This window comes from Corynebacterium sp. HMSC08A12 (genome assembly GCF_001807485.1).
GTDB classification, from domain to species: Bacteria; Actinomycetota; Actinomycetes; order Mycobacteriales; family Mycobacteriaceae; genus Corynebacterium; species Corynebacterium evansiae.
This window is the reverse complement of record NZ_KV789168.1, coordinates 40,736-58,973: the sequence shown is the minus strand read 5'-3', so window position 1 is coordinate 58,973 and position 18,238 is coordinate 40,736. Positions and strand designations below refer to the sequence as shown.

Annotated in this window: 19 protein-coding genes and 1 tRNA gene; 10 read left to right on the top strand and 10 right to left on the bottom strand. The window is 60.6% G+C overall.

The genetic code is table 11. The features are described 5' to 3' along the window. Positions 1-15: 15 nt before the first annotated feature. Genes HMPREF3166_RS02170 through HMPREF3166_RS02155 form a run of 4 tightly spaced genes read left to right on the top strand, consistent with a single transcriptional unit; the run spans position 16 to position 3,790 of the window. The gene (locus HMPREF3166_RS02170; protein WP_070487444.1) at positions 16-1,386 is read left to right on the top strand and encodes a hemolysin family protein; all 1,371 of its coding nucleotides are present in this window, start codon (positions 16-18) and stop codon (positions 1,384-1,386) included. Beyond that, positions 1,386-2,429 (top strand): hemolysin family protein, encoded by a 1,044-nt coding sequence (locus tag HMPREF3166_RS02165; protein ID WP_070487443.1) that lies wholly within the window; start codon positions 1,386-1,388, stop codon positions 2,427-2,429. The genes HMPREF3166_RS02170 and HMPREF3166_RS02165 overlap by 1 nt, the downstream gene beginning before the upstream one ends. Continuing rightward, on the top strand, positions 2,422-3,261 hold the full coding sequence (locus HMPREF3166_RS02160) for a 3-methyladenine DNA glycosylase (RefSeq protein ID WP_070487441.1): 840 nt from the start codon (positions 2,422-2,424) through the stop codon (positions 3,259-3,261). Before HMPREF3166_RS02165 ends, HMPREF3166_RS02160 begins: the two co-directional genes overlap by 8 nt. A 25-nt stretch (positions 3,262-3,286) precedes the next feature. Continuing rightward, a complete protein-coding gene (locus HMPREF3166_RS02155) occupies positions 3,287-3,790 on the top strand; it encodes a hypothetical protein (protein WP_035004023.1) in 504 nt (167 codons plus the stop codon). Here the strand turns inward: HMPREF3166_RS02155 and HMPREF3166_RS02150 are convergent. The 5 genes from HMPREF3166_RS02150 to secA2 all read right to left on the bottom strand — a co-directional run bounded on the left by HMPREF3166_RS02150 (position 3,787) and on the right by secA2 (position 8,569). Then, entirely contained in the window at positions 3,787-4,299 is a 513-nt protein-coding gene (locus HMPREF3166_RS02150) for a MerR family transcriptional regulator (RefSeq protein WP_005294601.1), read from the bottom strand. The two genes, HMPREF3166_RS02155 and HMPREF3166_RS02150, sit on opposite strands and share 4 nt — an antisense overlap. A 124-nt stretch (positions 4,300-4,423) precedes the next feature. Beyond that, positions 4,424-5,011, bottom strand: a complete 588-nt coding sequence (locus HMPREF3166_RS02145; RefSeq protein WP_070487440.1) for a hypothetical protein — start codon at positions 5,009-5,011, stop codon at positions 4,424-4,426. Further along, a complete protein-coding gene (locus HMPREF3166_RS02140) occupies positions 5,004-5,741 on the bottom strand; it encodes a transcriptional regulator FtsR (protein ID WP_035004027.1) in 738 nt (245 codons plus the stop codon). The genes HMPREF3166_RS02145 and HMPREF3166_RS02140 overlap by 8 nt, the downstream gene beginning before the upstream one ends. Before the next feature lie 6 nt (positions 5,742-5,747). Further along, positions 5,748-6,182, bottom strand: a complete 435-nt coding sequence (gene odhI, locus HMPREF3166_RS02135) for an oxoglutarate dehydrogenase inhibitor Odhl (protein ID WP_034987504.1) — start codon at positions 6,180-6,182, stop codon at positions 5,748-5,750. A 71-nt stretch (positions 6,183-6,253) separates the two neighbouring features. Beyond that, a complete protein-coding gene (secA2, locus tag HMPREF3166_RS02130) occupies positions 6,254-8,569 on the bottom strand; it encodes an accessory Sec system translocase SecA2 (RefSeq protein WP_070487439.1) in 2,316 nt (771 codons plus the stop codon). Positions 8,570-8,641: 72 nt separating this feature from the next. Between secA2 and HMPREF3166_RS02125 the strand changes: the two genes are divergently transcribed. The 3 genes from HMPREF3166_RS02125 (at position 8,642) to HMPREF3166_RS02115 (ending at position 10,043) form a co-directional block, all read left to right on the top strand. Then, complete coding sequence (locus HMPREF3166_RS02125) at positions 8,642-9,391, top strand: alpha/beta hydrolase family protein (RefSeq protein WP_070487438.1); 750 nt, start codon at positions 8,642-8,644, stop codon at positions 9,389-9,391. A 5-nt stretch (positions 9,392-9,396) separates the two neighbouring features. Next, positions 9,397-9,900, top strand: coding sequence for a ribonuclease E activity regulator RraA (gene rraA / locus HMPREF3166_RS02120; protein WP_011273490.1), 504 nt, complete (start codon positions 9,397-9,399; stop codon positions 9,898-9,900). A gap of 69 nt (positions 9,901-9,969) precedes the next feature. Continuing rightward, a tRNA-Pro gene (locus HMPREF3166_RS02115) sits at positions 9,970-10,043 on the top strand. 19 nt (positions 10,044-10,062) lie between these two features. Here HMPREF3166_RS02115 and HMPREF3166_RS02110 read toward each other — a convergent pair. From HMPREF3166_RS02110 to HMPREF3166_RS02100, 3 genes are read right to left on the bottom strand one after another with little or no spacing between them, the layout of a single operon-like run. Beyond that, positions 10,063-13,152, bottom strand: a complete 3,090-nt coding sequence (locus HMPREF3166_RS02110) for a type I restriction endonuclease subunit R (RefSeq protein ID WP_070487437.1) — start codon at positions 13,150-13,152, stop codon at positions 10,063-10,065. Next, positions 13,145-14,350: a restriction endonuclease subunit S gene (locus HMPREF3166_RS02105; RefSeq protein WP_051890832.1), complete on the bottom strand. Its 1,206-nt coding sequence runs from the start codon at positions 14,348-14,350 to the stop codon at positions 13,145-13,147. The genes HMPREF3166_RS02110 and HMPREF3166_RS02105 overlap by 8 nt, the downstream gene beginning before the upstream one ends. Further along, a complete protein-coding gene (locus HMPREF3166_RS02100; RefSeq protein WP_256365736.1) occupies positions 14,350-15,669 on the bottom strand; it encodes an HsdM family class I SAM-dependent methyltransferase in 1,320 nt (439 codons plus the stop codon). Before HMPREF3166_RS02100 ends, HMPREF3166_RS02105 begins: the two co-directional genes overlap by 1 nt. Before the next feature lie 301 nt (positions 15,670-15,970). Between HMPREF3166_RS02100 and HMPREF3166_RS10285 the strand changes: the two genes are divergently transcribed. The 3 genes from HMPREF3166_RS10285 (at position 15,971) to HMPREF3166_RS10160 (ending at position 17,302) form a co-directional block, all read left to right on the top strand. Further along, complete coding sequence (locus tag HMPREF3166_RS10285) at positions 15,971-16,240, top strand: hypothetical protein (RefSeq protein WP_068539488.1); 270 nt, start codon at positions 15,971-15,973, stop codon at positions 16,238-16,240. Beyond that, complete coding sequence (locus HMPREF3166_RS09910) at positions 16,215-16,763, top strand: hypothetical protein (protein WP_083200675.1); 549 nt, start codon at positions 16,215-16,217, stop codon at positions 16,761-16,763. The genes HMPREF3166_RS10285 and HMPREF3166_RS09910 overlap by 26 nt, the downstream gene beginning before the upstream one ends. A 374-nt stretch (positions 16,764-17,137) precedes the next feature. Continuing rightward, positions 17,138-17,302 (top strand): hypothetical protein, encoded by a 165-nt coding sequence (locus HMPREF3166_RS10160; RefSeq protein WP_153245987.1) that lies wholly within the window; start codon positions 17,138-17,140, stop codon positions 17,300-17,302. A 94-nt stretch (positions 17,303-17,396) separates the two neighbouring features. Here the strand turns inward: HMPREF3166_RS10160 and HMPREF3166_RS09900 are convergent, their stop codons facing one another. Both HMPREF3166_RS09900 and HMPREF3166_RS10085 read right to left on the bottom strand, forming a co-directional pair. Continuing rightward, positions 17,397-17,843: an ankyrin repeat domain-containing protein gene (locus HMPREF3166_RS09900; protein ID WP_080971947.1), complete on the bottom strand. Its 447-nt coding sequence runs from the start codon at positions 17,841-17,843 to the stop codon at positions 17,397-17,399. 20 nt (positions 17,844-17,863) lie between these two features. Further along, entirely contained in the window at positions 17,864-18,133 is a 270-nt protein-coding gene (locus tag HMPREF3166_RS10085) for an RHS domain-containing protein (RefSeq protein WP_141741113.1), read from the bottom strand. Positions 18,134-18,238: the final 105 nt, after the last annotated feature.

The window sequence follows — 18,238 nt, the reverse complement described above, 5'->3', positions numbered from 1 at the left end:
AGTCGGAATACTCAAGTGGACATAGTTCTTTCCCTAGTCGGGCTAGTCCTGTTTGTGCTGCTAACGGCCGCTACCGGCCTGTTCGTGGCTGTGGAATTCGCGATGACGGGGCTGGAACGCTCCACCATTGACGAGCACGCCCGCACCAAGGGCGACGGTACGGCGAAGCTGGTGCAAAAGGCGCACGGGCAGCTCTCCTTTCTGCTTTCCGGCGCGCAGCTGGGCATTACGATCACCACCCTGGCCACGGGTTATCTGGCGGAGCCGATCCTGGCGAAGTTCTTCGACCCAGTGCTGGAAGCTGCGGGGTTAAGCGAGGCCGCCGCCATGCCGATCGCCCTGGTGCTGTCGCTGATTGTGGCGACGGTGCTGTCGATGGTGTTCGGCGAGCTGGTGCCGAAGAACCTGGCAATCACCCACCCCATCGAAGTGGCGCGAACCGCTATCCGCCCGGCGTGGACCTTCAACGTGGTGCTGAAGTGGTTCATCAACGGGATGAACTCCATGGCCAACGCGGTTGTCCGGAGGTTGGGCATTGAGCCGGCGGACGAGTTGGCGTCCGCACGATCGGCCGAGGAGCTCTCGGCGCTGGTGAGAAACTCGACGGGCAGCGGTGGGTTCACCGAGTCTAAGGCGCGGATTCTGGATCTGTCGCTGCGGTTTAGTGACGCCTCAGCGGAGGATGTGATGACACCCCGGTCGACCGTCGAATCTCTGACTGTCGAGGAGACCGCGCAGGATCTGATCGAGCTGGCGCTGGAAACCGGGCACTCGCGCTTCCCCGTGACCCGTGGGGACCTGGACGAGACCGTGGGCGTGGTGCACGTGAAGGATGCACTGACCATCCCCCACGACTCGCGCCCCACCACCACTTTGAACAAGCTGATGAAGAACGTCCCCTCCGTGCCGGATTCTTTGAGCGGCGATGACGTGCTGAATCAGGTGCGGGCCGCGGGCTCGCAGCTGGTGATGGTCGTGGACGAGTACGGCGGCACCGCCGGAATCGTGACGATCGAGGACGTGGTCGAGGAGATCCTCGGCGAGGTGTGGGACGAGCACGACGACGTGGAAGAGGACAAGGAAGTCCGCAAGACGGGCACCCACTGGGAGGTTTCCGGCCTGGTGCGCACCGACGAGCTGCCGGACGCCGTGGGCTACACCGCGCCAGAGGGCGACTACGATACGCTCGGCGGGTTGATCATGGCCACGCTGGGGCGCATCCCCGCCGAGGGGGACGAGGTGTTGCTGCCCGTCGGCGACAACGAGATGATGGAGAGCTTCGAAACGGGCATGTCCGGACGCTGGCGGGCCACCGTCAAGGAGATGGATAACCGGCGCGTGGACAAGGTGCTGCTGCAACCGCTGACCAAGGAGGAGGCAAACTAATGAGTGACATTTGGGCCATCGTCTTTGCCGTCTTCCTGCTGGCGCTCAACGCCTTCTTCGTGGCGGTGGAGTTCGCGCTGATTTCCTCGCGCAGGGATCGCCTGGATTCCATGATCGCCGCGGGCAACAAGCGCGCCAAGCGGGTGCTTTACGCCAGCGAGCACCTGTCGATCATGCTGGCGGGCGCGCAGTTCGGCATTACGATCGCCTCGCTGCTGCTGGGTAAGGTCGGCGAGCCCGCGATCGCGCACCTCATCGAGGCGCCGTTCGAGGCACTGGGGCTGCCACCGGAGATGCTGCACCCGGTGAGCTTTGCGATTGCCCTGCTGGTAGTGACGATGCTGCACATCATCCTGGGTGAGATGGTGCCGAAGAACATCGCCCTGGCCGGCCCGGAAACCGTGGCGACGTTCGTGGTGCCACTGCACCTGTTGTTCGTGAAAATCACGAACCCGATCATGCAGCTGCTGAACTGGATCGCGCGCCACACGCTCAAGCTGATGGGCGTGGAGCAGAAGGACGAGCTGGACTCCACCGTCTCCCCTGCCGAGCTGGCCAGCATGATCCAGGATTCCCGCTCCGAAGGGCTGATCGCCCCGGAGGAGGCCAACCGCCTGGACAAGGCACTGAGCTCCTCGCGGCGCACGCTGGACGAGGTGCTGATCCCCGCGGCCGACGTGCACTGCATCCGACAGGATGGCCCACGGATGAAGGTCGCGGCCGTGGAGAAGGCGGTGCAGGAGACGGGCTACTCCCGCTTCCCCGTCACCGATACCAAGGGCAAGTGGATCGGCTACGTCCACGTCAAGGACGTGCTGGACAACCTGGTGGAGCCCGACGGCCAGCTGGATACCACGGACATCCGCCCCCTGCTGGAGGTCAAGACCGGTTCCAGCTTCGACGTAGCGATGCGCAACATGCGCCGCACCTCCAGCCACATCGCCGCGGTGGTGGATGCGGATGGGCAGATCATCGGCATGATCACGCTGGAGGACATCATCGAGGAGCTCGTCGGCACCGTCCGCGACTGGACCCATGACTGAGGTACTGCACAACTGGCGCGATAGGCAAGCCGCCCACCGGGAGCGCGTGCAGCGCCTCACCGAGGGGCACCGCAGGCGCCGCGCGGAGGGTGAAAGGCACCCGGTGTGGGATTTCATGTTCACCTACTACCCCACTACCCCTGGGAAGCTGAGCCACTGGCATCCGGGCGTCAATAAGGGTGTGGTGTGGGATGGCGACGGCGACCTGCCGCAGTACAAGGACCACTACGTGCGCCGCGGCGACGTGTGGACCCTCGATGCGGAACGGTTTATGGCCACGCGAGGCAAGACGGTGCGCTATATCGCGCGGCTATTGGACGCCACGTACCGGCATCCGCCCGTGCTCGGCTGCTTTGGGTTGCACGAGTGGGCGATGGTCTACAAGGATGCGCCCCGCCACCCCGAGCCTTTGCGGCTGGGCGCGGCCGGTACCGACGAGGTGGTGGAAGCGTCGCAGTTGAAGTGCACGCACTTTGACGCTTATCGCTTTTTTACGGACGCCGCCGCGCCCCGCAACGCCCACACCCCAACACGCGACTCGCAGCCCCAGATGGAGCAGCCGGGCTGCCTGCACGCCACCATGGATCTATACAAGTGGGCTACGAAGCTGGGGCCGCTGATCCCCGGCGAGCTGTGGCTGGACTGCTTCGAGCTGGCCTGCGACGTGCGCCGGCTGGACATGGAGGCTTCGCCCTATGACCTGTGCGAATGGGGTTTCGAGCCGGTGCGGATCGAGACCCCGGCGGGACGGGCGGAGTACGTGGCCCGGCAAAAGGGGCTGATGGAGCGCGGACAGGGGCTGCGCAAGCGGCTACTGGCCTACACTGGGTAGAAAACTACTGGGAGGAAGAAGAATCGTGGCACGTCACGCAAGCGGAAAGCAGAACTATCGGGTTGCCGGATGGGTCTGGGCAGCGCTCGCGGCCGTGATCGTGGTGGCGCTCCTAGTGGCCGGGTGGGTGGCGCTGGCGCGGAATAACCAGGACGACTTGGCCGCGCCGGAATGCCCGCAGGGGGAATTCGTGGTGCAGGTGTGGGCTGCGAATGAGGCGGAGTTGAAGGATGCGGTGCAGGAGTTCAACGATGCGAACGAGGTGGAGCTGGACCACTGCCTAAAGGCGGAGGTTGTGCGTAAGCCGGACGCGGAAGCGATTAAGGCTTACAAGGCGTGGGGTGAGGGTGGCCAGCCGGGCGCGGAGCTGTGGAAGCCAGCGGATCGGCAGATGGCCGATGAGGCGCTGGCGGTCTCCAAGGTGGAGGTCGCAGAAGAGAATGGTGGAGTGTTGGCCCCGCAGCTGCAGGATGGTCCCCTGCCGGAGCTGAACCAGCGGGCGCGGGGAGCTTTTCTGAGGCAGCTTTAGGCCATACGGCGACGGCGGCGCTCGGCCAGCTCGTCGATGGCAGCGTCCTGCACGACCTTCTCGGAGGGGAAGGCGGTGATGGTGCCGGTCAGTTCCTTCATCAGGCCCGGAACGGCAATGCCGAATACGCCCTGGCCGCCGTTGAGGAGGTCGATGACTTCCTCGGAGGAGCGGCACTCGTAGACGGTGTGGCCGTCGGAGACGAGGGTGATGCCGGCGAGGTCGTCGACGCCCAGGTTCTCCAGCTTTTCCACGGCCTTGCGGATGTTCTGCAGGGAAATGCCGGTATCCAGCAGGCCTTTCACGATCTTCAGCACCAGGATGTCGCGGAAGGAGTACAGGCGCTGGGATCCGGAGCCGGCGGCATTACGGATGCTGGGCTGAACCAGCTTGGTGCGGGCCCAGTAGTCCAGCTGACGGTAGGTAATGCCGGCGACTTGGCAGGCGATCGGCACGCGGTAGCCGACCTCGTCGTCGGGGCCATGGACGTCGAAAAGGGCATCCTGCATGAAACACTCCTGGTGTAATTTCAATTCTCTTCTAAAGATTAGACCGGTTTGCGGCACAGTCAACCGCTAGCCGAACATTACTTTAACACGAGTCACAAAAATCACACGTGTAACAACAGGCGTGTCATTCCTTGAGCCAGTCGTCGAGATCGCTCGACAGTCCCAGGCCCTCCCACATTTGTTGGAAGTCGGAATCCGCGTTGTCGCTGGCGGTGAAGCCCATGTCCTCCGGGTTCCAATCCAGCAGGAAGTCCACCTGGTCGCCGTCTTCGTCCACCTGCTTGAGCTTCGCCTCGAGTTCGTCGACCCAGGCGGGGTTTACGCGGATCAGCGAGCTTTCCACCCCGGGTTCAACGCGCACGTCGAAGATCACGCCCGCGTGCCACAAGGGCTCCAGGATGGAGGGGCGAATGTCGATGAAACGCTCGGACTCCCCTTCCTCCAGCACCAAACCGGCGGTCATCTGGCCGCGAGAGTTGGTGACGATGCGGGCAAACCACGGGTCGCGCGCCTCGTCGTGCTTCAGGATGTTCGCCAGCACCTCGGCATCCGTGGGGCGCCCGCCCAGATCCAACGTTGGCTCCACCCAGATCGGCAGGATGTGGGTGCGCTGGGGCGTCATAAAAATAAGACAGTCGGGCACGGGCGCGCCGCAACCGAGAGAGCTACCGACAGCGCGGCCGAGGAAGACGACTTCGGTGCCTTTAGCCAAGGTTGCCCTTCACCAGCGCGGTGTTGAGCGAAATGATCAGCGCGGACATCTCGCGGGCGGTCTCGGCGGAGCGCTGCTGGGCGTTCTCGTCGCGGCCGTGAGCCAGCGGGTCGGCGATGCGGGAAACCATGTCGAACTGGCGGTTCGCGATGGTCAACAGCGCCTTCAGGTGGCGGTTATCCAGGCCGTGGTCGGTCAGGTTCTGCGCGATCTGCACGATCTCTACGTCATCGACCGAGAAGAAACCGGCCGAGTCGGCGGAGATCAGCCCCATGCGGATCAGGGATCCGGTGAAAGAATCCTGCACGTTGGCGCGCGCCGTAACGTCCGCGCGGGTCAGGCGGCGGGACTGCGTGGCCCGCATCTGCTCCGGGGAGATCGCACCGGGGGCGGACTTGCGGGCGGCGGTCACGGGGGTGACCTTGCCGGAATCCATGGCCTCCAGACGTTCGCGGATAACCTTCAGCGGCAGGTAGTTATCCCGCTGGAGGGTCAAAATGTAGCGCAGCCTGGAAATATCCTCCGGGGAAAAGCGCCGGTAACCGCTCTGCGAACGGCGCGGGCTAACCAGACCTTCGGATTCCAGGAAGCGGATCTTCGAGACGGTGACGTCCGGGAAGTCCGGCTTCAGCTGCTTCAGCACATCGCCAATGGACGAAGTGGGAAGAACCCTTCCGGCTGGTGAGGAGGCAGGTGCAGGAGCGCTAGCGTGGCTTCTCTGTGCGCTCACTTTTCCTTAGGCTTCCTTCGAACCGTTCAGGAACACCAGGCGGAACTTGCCGATCTGGATCTCGTCGCCATTGGACAGAACGGAGGAGTTCTTCGGCTCGCGGTTCACGTAGGTGCCGTTCAGGGACCCGACATCCACAACCTCGTACTGGTCGCCATTGCGGCGGAACTCAGCGTGGCGGCGGGAAACGGTGACGTCATCCAGGAAGATGTCGCTGTCCGGGTGGCGGCCAGCGGCGGTCGTGTCTTGGTCCAGCAGGAAGCGGGAGCCAGCGTTCGGGCCGCGCTTCACAACCAGCAGCGCAGAGCCTTCAGGAAGGCCCTCCACACCGGCGGGAGAGGCATCGTGCTGCGAACCAGACTCCATCTCCTTTAGAAGGTCTGCGCGAAAGACTGACGTGGTCTCGACAGATGCCTCAGGCACTCCGGTGTTATCGCTCATGGCTTTCAAGTCCTCTCATTCGAACTAATCGGTTCGGCTATAACAATACGTCTAACAATACCCTAAAGCAGCTAGCGGAACATCTGAACGATAGACCCCATCACAGATCCCCCGGAGGAGGATAGCGGGTTGTCGTTCACCATGTAAGTCCACGTAGCGCTGGGCTTGTGTAGGCCCATCTCGCCCAGCTGGGCACCCTCGGAAGTGATCTCTACCTCGTCAAACGTCTCGCGAGCCTTGTTGACGGCACGCTCTGCCAGCTCGCCGAAGGCGGCGATGGACATGCGGTGGAACTCATCGATCGGCGATTCGCGGGCAATGGCGCGCAAGTGGATGGATTCGCGCACGTCATCCAGGTAGGCCAGGTGCTCCGACCACTCGTTATCCAGGTGGAACAACATGATCTCGCGGGCGGCCTGCTCCAGCACTTCCTCGCTGATCCCCTGCTTCTTTAGCTCTGCGGCGCGGTCGACGTTGTGGTAGCTCAAGTCGTCCCAGGCCGCGGTGGTATCCAGCAGGGTGTCGCGGCGGTCGTTGACGATGTCGCGCTGGTCCTTGATCATCTTGTTGTACTTCCAGGTGGTGGCGTGGATGTCCAGCATCTGGCCCTCGGTCACGCGCTGGCAGTGGTCCACGAACTGCTGGACCTTCTTCTGCGGCAGCAGGCCGTCCTCCTCTGGCTGGGCCTGCAGCTCCTCCCCTGCGCCGCCCACGGCGACCACGTCGTCTTCCAGGGAAACGAAGAACAGGGAGCTGCCTGGGTCGCCCTGACGGCCCGCGCGGCCGCGCAGCTGGTTATCCAGGCGCTGGGAGCGGAAGCGGCCCACGCCAACGACGTGCAGGCCACCGGTCTCCACGACCTCGTCGTGCTCGGCCTCGTCGGTGCCGCCTAGCTTGATGTCCGTACCGCGGCCGGCCATCTGCGTGGAGACGGTCACGCGGCCCGGGCGGCCGGCCTCGGCGACGACGGCCGCCTCGGCCTCGTGGTTCTTCGCGTTCAGCACGGAGCATTCCACGCCCGCGGAGAGCAGGGCCTCTGCCAGTTCCTCGGATTCCGCGACGTCCTGGGTGCCCACCAGCTGCGGCTGGCCGGTCTTTTGCACCTCGACGATGTGCTTGACCACCGCGTCGTTGCGCTCGGCGGCGGAGACGTACACCCGGTCGGCTTCGTCGAAGCGGATGTTCGGCACGTTCGGCTCGATGACGGAGACCTGCAGGTTGTAGAACTGTCGCAGCTGATCGCCGGCTGCCAGGGCCGTACCGGTCATGCCGCAAACCTCGGGGTACATGCCGACCAGCGCCTGGATGGTGATCTGGTCGAGGATGCGGCCGCCGTCGGTGACGTCCAGCCCCTCCTTGGCTTCCACTGCGGCCTGCAGGCCGTCGGGCCAACGTTGCAGCTCGGCCACACGGCCGCGGGAACCGTCAATAAGAGCCACCTTGCCGTCGCGCACGATGTAGTGAACGTCGCGGATCAGCAGGTGCTCGGCGTGCAGGGCTACGTTCACCTGCACTAGTAGCTCGCCCTCGTCCTCGTAGAGGGACTCCACGCCCAGCTGCTTCTCTACGAACGCCGCGCCCTCGTCGGTGAGGAAGACGTTTCGGTGGTCCTCGGAGACGTGGAAGTGCTTGTCTTCCTCCATGCGCTTGACCAGGTCGGTAATGCGGCCGGCGGGCGCCGGGCCGGGCTCAGAACCGGCGAGCACCAGCGGCACCAGGGCTTCGTCGACCATCACCGAATCGGCCTCATCGATCACGGCCACGTCCGCAGGGGTGCGCACCTGGTCGGCCCGGCGGGTGATCAGCTGGTCGCGCAGGACGTCGAAGCCGAGCTCGTTGATGGCGCCGAAAATGACGTCGCGGGAGTAAATGTCGCGGCGCTGGTCCGCGGTGAGGTCCTCGTGGATCGCGCCGTGGGTCAGCCCGAAGAAGTCGAACATCGGACCCATCCAGTCGTTATCGCGCCCAGCCAGGTAGCTGTTGACCGTGATGACGTGAACGCGCTTGCTCTGCAAAGCGAAGCCGACGGCGGCCATCGCGCCGGCTAGGGTCTTGCCCTCACCGGTGGCCATCTCCACCACATCGCCGTGCAACAGGCGGTAGGTGCCCTGCATCTGTACGTCGAAGGGCTCCATGTTCAGGGTGCGGCTTGCCGCTTCGCGCAGGATTGCCAGCAGCGCGGGAGCGTCGTCTACCTGCCCACCGAAGTGGTGGCCATCCTCGCTAGTGGATTGTTCGGTGACGACGTCCGAGGCGGCGTCACGAAGCTCCGCATCGCTTAGCCCCGAGTAGCGCGACGAGTCGGCCTGAGCGACCACGGCCCGGCTTTTCTTCTGATTCTTCTTCGGGGAAGATCCCATCGCCTTCCAGAACCAGTCAAATGCCATGAATGTGCCCTTCGAGTTTGAGGTGTAAGAATATGTAGACCACGTTAATCGACTGAAGGCGAGAGGCGATCCATGACCCGCACGATACGCTCCGTTCACGTGACCATTCCCACAGAAAATGGCTGGCAATTGGCGGGAACGGTGGACTTGCCGCGGGATTTGAAATTGGAAGATGCGCCCCGGCGGGCGGTCGTCGCGCACTGCTTCACGTGTACGCGCGGGGCGATTGGGGTGACGCGCATTTCCAAGGCTCTGGCGCGGGCGGGCTATGCGAGCTTGCGTTTCGATTTCGCTGGACTGGGCGATTCGGGTGGCAAGTTTGAGGAGACCACGCTGGGGACGAATGTTTCCGACGTGCAGGCGGCGGCGAAATGGTTCGGTGGGGCGGAGCTACTGGTGGGCCATTCGCTGGGAGGTACAGCGGTGCAGCGGGCTGCGGCAGACGTTGCCTCGGTGGAAAGCATCGTGACCGTCGGCACGCCTTTTGAACTGCAGGAAACCGCGAAGCGTGCGCCGGAGATCATGCAGATGTTTGAGCGCCAGCGGGAGCTTTCTTTGGGGCAGGCGCTGCTGGATGAGCTCGCCGCGGCCGATTCGGCCGATACTGTGGCCGCCGTTTCTTCTGGTGACGCCACGTCTCTGGTGCTGCACTCCCCCGATGACCTGGTAGTTCCCGTGGCGGAGGCGCATGCGATGCGGGCGGCCCTGCCTCGCGCGGACTGGGTGAGCCTGGAGGGGATGGATCACCTGCTTCTGCAGAGGGGATCTGGGCATCGTGTGGGCGAAATGATCGCGGCGTGGGAGGGCTTGCGCCTAAAGTAGGTGGCATGGCTGAAGAGAAACTGACTTTTATTCCGACCGCCGACCTGGTGGACATCATTGGCAGCGACGTGCGCAGCTGTGACACGCAGTTCCGCGACCTGGGTGGCGTGGTGGAGTTCTGCGGGAAGATCACCACGGTGAAGTGCTTCCAGGACAATGCACTGCTGAAGAGCGTGCTGCAGGAGGACAACCCAGGTGGCGTGCTGGTGATCGACGGTGATGCGTCGATGCACACTGCGCTGGTGGGCGACATTATTGCGGGGCTGGGCAAGGACCACGGCTGGGCCGGCGTGGTGATTAACGGGCCGATCCGCGATTCCAAGGTGATTGGCCAGATGGAGTTCGGCTGCAAGGCGCTGGGCACCAACCCGCGCAAGTCGACGAAGACCGGCGAGGGCGAGCGTGACGTGACGGTGAGCTTCGGCGGCGTGGACTTTATCCCCGGCGAGTACATCTACTGCGATTCGGACGGCATCATCGTTTCCGACGAGATTGTGCAGCCGGTCTAAGCTGGGGATTTCCTAACGGCGATGGGAGTGGGGTAACCTATCGCCGTTGCCCTTTTTGCAGGGCTTCGGCGGACTGTGGCGCAGCTTGGTAGCGCACTACACTGGGGGTGTAGGGGTCGCAGGTTCAAATCCTGTCAGTCCGACAAATTTCGGCACTAAGGACTATTCGTCCAACTTCCCCATCTCCTTGGCAGCAGCCATCAGCTCTGCCAGGACTCCAATCACGCCGTGCAACACGTCTCGGTCGCTGGAGAGTAGCGCGTCGCGTTGCTGACGCTCAGCGATTCCCGAGAAAATTGCCTTCGTCGCCTCGCCTTGGAATCTCTTGGAGCGCTTCAGCTGCTCCTTGTTATTGGTTCGTCCTAGCTTCAACGCTTCAGGCTGAGCGGAGAGCGTTCCCCACGCAGCGACGATCATCTGCGCGGTTTCACCGGAGGTCACATCCACCCCCGCCATTGAGAAGATGTCGTTGACCTTTTCGACTGCCTCGTCGAATGCAGCGCGTAACGGGGTGGCATCCCCGCCGACGGTGACGTCGAAAGTTGGCACCTTCAAGGCTTCCCCTCCCCCGTCGGTCAATGACCGATCGACCTCGATCTCGTTTTGGGTGATCGCAACACCGGCCAGTGAGAGTCCGGTGATGAAGTCTTCATCCTCGTCGTCGTACTCCGAAAGGTGAAGGTTGCGCTCCAGCACGGCGGCGAGCATCGCACGCTTGGAAACCTCCGCGTCTGCGTAGGCGACGATCTGGGAGAGGAATTCGTAGGCGTGGCGGTACTTTTCCGCGTTGGACTTGAAATTGTGTGCATCGGCGTGCCCATCTTTGCCAGAGTCCCGTCGAACCTGCCACCGCCGGATGATCGGCGCGGCCGCACCGCGGAGCGCTTCCGAGTCGGTGCCGTCCATGTAGATCTGCGCGACCTGCTCCATCTCCTCGGGCGTGTAGAACCCGGAGGTGTCGAGCTCTTCACCGAGGGTGTGCAGCGCGTTCGGGTCGATGTCCGTGTCGATCGCTGCACCCTCGTAGTAGCGCTTAAAGTCCTTAATGATCATTTCCGGATCGTTGACGAAGTCCACCACCATCGGGGTGGGCTTGTTCTCGTGGATGCGGTTGAGCCGTGAGAGCGTCTGCACGGTGGTGACGCCGGAGAGCTGCTTATCGACGTACATCGCGCACAGCCGGGGCTCGTTAAAGCCGGTCTGGAACTTGTTCGCGACGATAATGACGCGGTAGTCCTGCTCGTCGTCTTTGAAGGCGCGCTCGACGTCGGAGACACCGTTGAGCTGGACTTCCGTGACAGGTTCGGAGTTCTCGTCAACGCGCACTGCGTCTGAGAAGGCCACTAGGGAGCGGAAGTCGTAGCCATTGGACTGGATGTAGCGGTTCATTTCCTCCGACCAGCGGACTGCAGCCTTTCGGGAGGAGGTCACGACCATCGCGCGAGCCTGGCCGCCCAGGTGGTGGGCGACGTTGCGGCGGAAATGTTCGATGACGACCTCCACTTTCTGCGCGATGGAGGTTGGGTGCAGGCGGACGAAGCGCACCATGTCGGTGACTGCTGCAGACTCGTCGACTTCCTCGGTTCTTCCCAGCTCGTCGCGGACTTCGGCCCACATTTGGTAGGTCGAGTAATTGCCGAGCACGTCGAGAATGAAGCCCTCCTCGATGGCTTGCCCCATTGGGTAGGTGTCGAAAGCGACGAATTGGCCGTCCGGGGTTTCGGTGCCGAACAGTCGCAGGGTCTTTCCCTTGGGCGTCGCGGTGAGTGCCACGAAGGTCATGTTTTCGGCGACGGCGATGGCTTCCTGCCGCAGTTCCAGCAGGTCGTCGGCGGTGTACTCCTCCCCTTCGTCGAGTTCGACATCCGTGAGTAGCTCGCGCAGCGCTGAGGCACTGGAACCGGTCTGGGAGGAGTGCGCCTCGTCAGCGATGACGCACCAGCGCCGGCCCGCGAGGTCTTGCTCGTTTTCAAGGAGCTTGAGCACGTGCGGGAAGGTTTGGAGGGTGCAGGTGATGATGTGGTCACCCTCCTCGATCGCCTGGCGCAGCTGCGGGGATTTCGCCCCGGCGTTCTCGCTGACGGAGACCACCAGTCCCATGGAGGCGTCCATCATCTGCATGTCCTGGCGGACGTTAGTGTCCAGAGCCGTGCGGTCGGTAACGACGATGACGGAGTCGAAAGTCTTCTGTCCGTCTTTGTCGACGTGCCGGATGAGGCGGTGAGCCAGCCACGCAATGGTCTTGGTCTTGCCGGAACCCGCTGAGTGCTCGATGAGGTAGCGCCCGCCGGCACCGCGTCGGGTGACGTCCCGGGTGACGCGCTCTACCGCGCGGAGCTGGTGGTAGCGCGGGAAGATGAGTTTGCCTCCCGGGGTGCCGCGCTTTGGCTTTGCATCGGGTTCCCACACTGCGAAGTCGCGCAGGATGCGGAGGAACATGTCGCGTTCCAGCACTTCCTCCCACAAGTAGGAAGTTTCGGATTTGCCGGGGATGGGAGGGTTTCCGGCGCCACCGTCGACGCCGCGGTTGAAGGGAAGGAAGAAGGTATCCGAGCCTTTAAGCGCAGTAGTCATGTAGACCTCTGCATTGGAGACGGCGAAGTGGACGAGCGCGCGGCCCGGCTGCAGCAGGCGGCGAGCTGGGCTCGGCACGCGGTCCTCCCGGTACTGCTTGCGAGCGTGGGCCACGGACTGGGTGCTGTCCGTCTTCAGCTCCATCGTCACGACTGGGATGCCATTGACGGTGAGCACGAGATCGATCGTCTCGTTGGTTTTCGGGTCAAAGTGCACCTGGCGGATGACACGCAGGATGTTGTCTTGAGCGCGCTCGGCAACCTTCTCCAGCAAGGGGTTCGCCGGCGGGAAGGCCACCATGGGGCCGAAGCTGGCGGAGCGGGCGCCGACCTGGGCGTATTTGAAGCCCTCCCGCAGGGTGCCCAGCAGCCCGCCGAGTGTTCTCCCTGACTGCGGATCCTTCCGGGTTCTGGACTCAAGCTGCTCGGCGACGCGCTCGAGGAGTTTGCGCTGTGCGACCTCGCGGGTGGCCTCCGGGGCATCCGCGGGCACGGCCTTGGCGTATTCCTCCGGGTATTGGGTGGAGAGCCACTGCAGCACGTCAGCCGGGTAGAGCGCGAGACGCCGATCCCAGCCTTGATCGTTCTTGCCTTCCTCGTAGGTCCAGCCGCGCTCGGCGAGTGCCTTGCATATGGCGCTCTCGTGCGCTTTTTCGCGGGTGATTTCCGTGTTAGTCATGGATGGTCTCCTCGGCGGCGGGGATGTCGATTTGGCCGGTCACGGCCGCTGCAATGACGACGGCACGGCGCTCGGCGAGCAGGTCGCGCAATTCGGTGATGTCGGCGAGCATAGCGTCGATCTCGGAGGTTTCGCGGGCGATCTCGTCGACGATTCGATGCTGTTCCTCGAGCGGTGGCAGGGGTACTCGATGCTGGCGCAAACCGCCCAGATCAAGAGTGGGGACAGGTCCGGAGCGCTCCAGCACATTAATGTCCACCATCGAAAGAGCATGTTCTAGAAATTTTGCCTCGATCTCGGGAGTAGGAATTAGCGCCAACATGTTGTTATCGATACAACAGGGCTTTGCGTTTCGAACAAAGCGGCCTAGAAGCAGAGCCGCGCCAATCTTAGCGAGCAAAACACTTCCATCCGGGATCACGTGTGCCCGGAGAGTAGCGGCGTCTTCCCGACTAATCGAGTTCCGATCATCAACGATCGTTCCGTCACTACCAGTCATGGAAAGCGATCCAACTTTGTAGAACGGCAGCTCCTTCCCCTCCTGCCCTTGGAGCCTATGGGGAAAACCACTACCTGAAATCATCTGCACGAGTGTTCCGAGTTTAGGCGTCGGCCACTTCACGGAAAGCCGAGAGATAGTGCTGGTCAGAACCGCGGACCGGCGCTCTGTTAGCAGCGACTCCATCTCGTCCAGGTCGGCGCTCATGGCGTCAATTTCGGCAGTTTCGTGGTCGAGGTAATCCGCAATTGCGCGCTGGTTCTGCAGTCGCGGAAGCGGTACACGTACTTGATCCAGGCGCTCCGGTTGAAGATCCCACTGCGCTGGACGAATCCCCTTCGAGTTCGCAGCGTACAGATCGATATAAGGCCCGGAGCGCAGAACATAGTTCAGGTATCGAGAATTCGCCTCGTGGCGCGGTGCATAGACGAAGTATGCCGGAGACACAATGCCCCGGAATTCCGAAACTCCGAGAGACCCTTGCCATGCCTTCATCTTGTTGAAAACAAGGTCCCCCGGTTTGACCAGCTGATATCTACTGATTTCTGCTCCGAGGCGGTTGTTGTTGTCATCACGCCCTTCCCTCTTAACCACGCCGTAATCACGGTAGACGGATAACAGTTCCTCATCCGGGAAACCGGTACGGGCCACACGACTGAAAAGACTCCAGAAGGGCACGTTTCGGGTTTGTTCCTCCATTACTCCCGCACCTCCGCGAACTTCTCAGCCAGACGGCCCATTACCGTGGCCACGTCGGCGTCGATTTCCTCCAGTGAGCGCACCGGAGCTGGACGATAGAACACGCGCTTGAACGGGATCTCATAACCCACCTTGGCGGCCTCCTCATCCCAGGTGACGTCCGGTGCGAATGGGAGAACCTCGCGGGCCATGTGATCGTCGACGTCCTCGGTCAGCGGAATCCGCTCCGTCATGGAAAACGCCGGGTCAAGGATCGGGTTGCCCTTGCGGTCCACGCTGGGATCGGCGTTCTCATCCGGGACACCCACGGCGTCAAGCACCACGTCGATCAAGCCGGCGAGCATCTTCACGCCACGATTCTTGGCCGCAGCCTTCAGTGCCTCCGGCAAGTCGTTGAACTTCACTTCTGCCACGTCGGCGAGCACGTCCGCGTGCTCAGACACGGCAGACTTGTGCTCCATCACCTGTGCCACGGCCTCCGGCGTGACCTCAACGCGCAGGCGCTTCTGCTTGGTGATCTCCACGTCCCGGAAGCCCAGGTCCGCAGGCGTGAGCACTTTCGAGATCTCAGTGTCCTTAAACCCGGCGTACTCTTCGAGTACGCGCTTGCGGTCTGGCTCCTTCATCTCCCGGCGCTTCTCCCCCAGACCCTTATCCGGTACCGACCAGCACTCGGAAGCATCGATCATCTGAACGAAGCCCTTGCGGTGCTCCTCCTTGTTCGTATCCAGGAACCAAACATAGGTGGAAATTCCGGTGCCATAGAACATATTGGTCGGTAACTGGATGATCGCGTCCACTAGGTCGTTTTCCAGCAACCACGCGCGGATCTTGTCTGGGCCCGATTCTGGAGCACCGGTGAATAGCGGCGAACCATTCGAGACCACCGCGCCACGACCGCCAGAGCCATTCGGACCCGCGGGCATGAGCTTTGACGCAACATGTGCGAGGAAAAGCATCTGCCCATCATTCTTACTCGGCAGGCCGTGGCTGAACCGGGAGCCTGGCACTTTGGCCTGCTCCTTCACCGACTTCTGCTGAACCTCCCAGTCCATGCCGAACGGCGGGTTGGAGAGAATGTACTCGAACTGCTCACCCTCGTAGAGGTCAGTGAGCAAGGTATCGCCATGGCGAATGGCGTCCGGCTCCCCGCCCTGGATGAGCAGGTCGGCCTTACCGATGGCATAACCGGTGGACATCAGTTCTTGGCCTGCAAGCACCACCTCGATATCCGGGTTGAGCTCCTTGAGGGCACGTGCGGCAACGAGCAGCATGCCGCCGGTGCCCGCAGTCGGGTCGTAGACCGTATCAAGTTGGATGCAGGGGCTTGTGGTGCGCGGATGACGCAGATGGGGCGAAACTAGCTCGCCGATAGGGAATACGTGCCGTGGCGCTGGTCATTGAGTGGTCTGCTCGGACGGTGTGGATCCGCGATCTGGTGCGATCGGGAGGTGGAGTCCGGCGATGTGAACCCCGACCGGCAAGGCTGAGAGTGAGGCGCTAAAAGGTGGGGCGAGCGCCAAAAGGTAGTGCCGGTTGCGACTTGCTATTAGCAATGAACAGAGCGTGTAGGTACGTGACGCAAAGACAGGATCCGCCGCCATCCACTACTCCGATCTGGTGACAGTCCACGCCCGCCTGACGTACCGGCTGACCAGCTTCCTCCTCGAAAATCTCGCCGCCGGGGACAGCGTCGAGTGGATGGCCGCATTCCGCGCCCAACGTCACGCAGCCATCGTCTTCACGATCAGCGAGTGGGAGCTGTACTGGCTGGGTACGCGTGTGGATCTGCGAACCTTAGAAAAGGATGTAATACTGGCAAGCACAGTTGTGCATCACTATTTGAATGAGCAAGGAGTCAAGAATGAAGTTATATTCTATTTACAGTAAACTGCTTAATTCAGAGTCTTACATAGAGCTGATGAATAGGGATAGATCGGAGATACAATCTTATTTCTTATATGACGAAGGCGAACTAACTACGAAACCTAAATTTAGAGGACAGGAAGGTTTCAGTACCAAGAATATTAAACTTACCGATAAATATGACAGCATAGATAGTCTGTTGGTTTTTTCTGCTGATTTTTATGAAAAAATGAGGCTTCTACTCGAAGACGAAATGCAGTTTTCTGAAGCAGAGCTAACAATAGGTGGTGAAATCATCAATTGTTATATTGGGAAAATAACCAACATTCAAAGCATTTTAAACGAAGAGGAATCAGAATATGATGAGTGGCTAGGGGATGAAGATGAGCCTTTTGTAGAAACGCCAGTATTTATGAAGGAGATTCGCAATACTGTTCATTGTGCTAAAAACACATCCCGACAATATATCGTAGCATTTACAGAGCTGTTTAAACAACAGGTAGAACAAAACGGTTTAAAAATTGATTTTCAAGAGGTTAAACAATAATTTATTCGACTCTCTGATTTAACAGGACCTAATCAAGGCCATAAGGGACATTAAACCTAATGAAGTTCAGCACATGCGCGATGAATAACTAACGACGTGATCGGTGCCGCACAGAATCCTTCAAAGATTTCTTGACGACGAACGAAGACGCTACAGGAATGGAAATCCGTCTTGCCGGTGGGGTCACACATCGAGTTCCAATTCAGAAGTGAGCCAACCACGGACACAATGCCCATGATCAAAGTCGCGCACTCGCAGTGGGCCCGCAAAGAAGCTGTAATCTGCCCGCTGTTCATGGTAGGTTCGCCCCTCTCCTTATCCCTGCATCTCTGCACCAATGGGGCCTTTTCCGGTATCCCATCTACCGTGACCATATGGCCCCAGAACGCATCAGCTTCCCCACCGTCACCAACGCGATCATCATGATGACCCAGTGCGGCAGCGCAGAGGTGCTCCCGGGCGAAGGCAGCCCAACGGGAGATCGCTTTGATGCCTTCGTTGAAGCGTGGGACTCGACCGCCACATGCTTGGTGCGCTGACCGGGCACGCCATTTGACAATGGTTTAAAGCTACTTAAAACCCATATCATCCAATAAAAGGTGTTCCTATAAATGGGGGCTTAGACTCTGTATTTCAATTATGCAATAAGTCAATTGGCGCAACACCTGAATCATTTTCCTTGCTTTTATCCGCACCTCTTGCAAGCAAAAGTTTTGCCGTTGAACTATTCTCATCTGGAGAGTTCATCGCTGCACGCCAAAGCGGTGTATTACCCCAAGCATCCACTGGATCAATCTCAGCACCGTTATCAAGTAGCAACTCAGCCATATCGCAGTAATCATGAATAGCCGCTATGTGCAAAGCGGTCATACCTTGATTGTCGACGGCAGACAGATCATAGTTCTGCTCGATTAAATATGACACCAGGCTAAGATTATTTTTAGCAACAGCTAATGAGAAAAAAGTTCTGCCATCTCTATCTACTGCATCAATACCATTTTTCTTTATAAATGCATCTAAAGCCCGCTTATCATCTGAATTAGTAATAAGCTGAATCATTTGTTCGTCCATAGTTGACATAAAAATCTCACTTTTCTATTTTAGTACTGACTTTGAAAACGATGATTATTCTTCACCTGCTCGTCAGCGGCAGACCGGCTCATGACACGGGTTTCACCCCATGCCTTAGCTTTGGACCCCCGCACTACTTCCTGACCTAGGTTCATCAACAGTTGTGGGGTACCGAGGTGATCGCACACATAATGATAAAGTTTCGATGTTGCTGGAATTTCTTGTGCTAACTCGGCCTGCCACTTCCGTGAGCCGAGTAGTTCCGCTTGTGCATCACTGCTATCAATGTATTGTGCCAAGGGCACAAATTGACCATCTTTGTAGAGATACTACACATTCAAGGCCATGGCCGGTGCGTTCTGCAAGTCACGTCCCGGATTGGCTGCATGTTTGCCCAACTGCTG